We start from the raw sequence: 1,401 nt of genomic DNA on the forward strand, positions 1-1,401 counted from the left end.
CAAGGCACTGTCCACCGAGCGGACCGCTTCCATCACGGCCGCGTGCGTGACCGACTCCTTGACCACGATGGCCAGATCGCGTTCCACCGCCTGGTGGCGGCTCACGCTCTGAAACACCGGCACCGGGCGGGACTGCACCGCGTCAAAGTCCAGTTCAAACACCACGGGCGCATGGGTCAGGTCGTAGGCCTGGCGCCAGCGGGGGTGCAGCTCGCCCACATGGCCAACGCAACGCCCCTGCAACCAGATACCGGCGCAGCGCCCCGGGTGCATCGCCGGGTGTTCGGCGGCCCGAAACTCGGGTTTCAGAGGCAGGAACAAAGCCTGCACATCGCCTTTGACGTCAAAAAAATCGGCGGAGCGGTCTGAAGCGCCCCACTGCAACGCCTCGGCAGAGCCGAAACAAAGCCCTGCGACCCGCATCGGTTGGTCCAAACCGGCCACCGTGCTGTCGCTGTCTTCGACCGACGCATCCTTGCGGTACACACGCCCGACCTCGAACAAGCGCACACGTTGCGCCTTGCGGTCCAGGTTGAATTTCAGTGCGGCGATCAAACTGCCCAGCAGCGACGAGCGCATCACGCTCATCTGGCTGGCAATCGGATTCAGCAATTTGATGGGGTCCGGGTTGCCCGCCAACTCGTGCTCCCAACGGGCCTCCACGAAGCTGAAATTGATGGTTTCCTGGTAACCCATCTGGGCCAGCGTGCGGCGAACCGCGAACGGAGCCCGCTGCGATTCGGTGCGGATTTTCGCCGTGATCGGCGCGCTCGGCGGGGTGTTGGGCAACTGGTTGTAGCCGACCACACGCACGACTTCTTCGATCAGGTCTTCCTCGATCTGAAGGTCGAAGCGGTAGGACGGTGGCGTCACGGTGACCATGCCCTCGCTCTCGGTCACGGCCAGACCCAGGCGGCGCAACGCGCCGGCACACTGTTCCTGCGTGAGCGGCATGCCGATCACCTTCACCGCGCGCGCCACCCGCAGGGTCACCGGCTTGCCTTCGGGCAGGGCCAGTGTCTGGTCGTCGATCGGACCGGCTTGGCCGCCGCAGATATCCAACACCAGCTGCGTGATGCGCTCGACGTGTTCGACCGTGGTGGAGGGGTCTACCCCGCGCTCGAAGCGGTGGCCCGCATCGGTAGAAAAATTGAAACGGCGCGAGCGGCCGGCGATGGCCTTGGGCCACCAGAACGCCGCTTCGATGAAGATGTTTTGTGTCTCGTCCGACACCGCCGTGGCATCGCCCCCCATGATGCCGGCCAGGGATTCCACCGCCTGTTCGTCGGCGATCACGCCCACCTGATCGTCCAGCACAACGGTATTGCCGTTCAGCAACTTGAGTTGTTCCCCGGCTTTGCCCCAGCGCACCTGCAAGCCACCGTGGATCTTGTCGAGATC

1 protein-coding gene is annotated in these 1,401 nt (G+C 64.5%); it reads right to left on the reverse strand.

Annotated features, from left to right (window positions below; translation table 11 throughout):
* Positions 1 to 1,401, reverse strand: a 1,401-nt coding sequence (locus tag ABYB95_RS23470) for a phenylalanine--tRNA ligase subunit beta (protein WP_372662781.1), incomplete at both ends; no start/stop codon positions are given.

Origin of the sequence: Hydrogenophaga sp. (assembly GCF_041633695.1) — a bacterium.
GTDB lineage: Bacteria > Pseudomonadota > Gammaproteobacteria > Burkholderiales > Burkholderiaceae_C > Hydrogenophaga.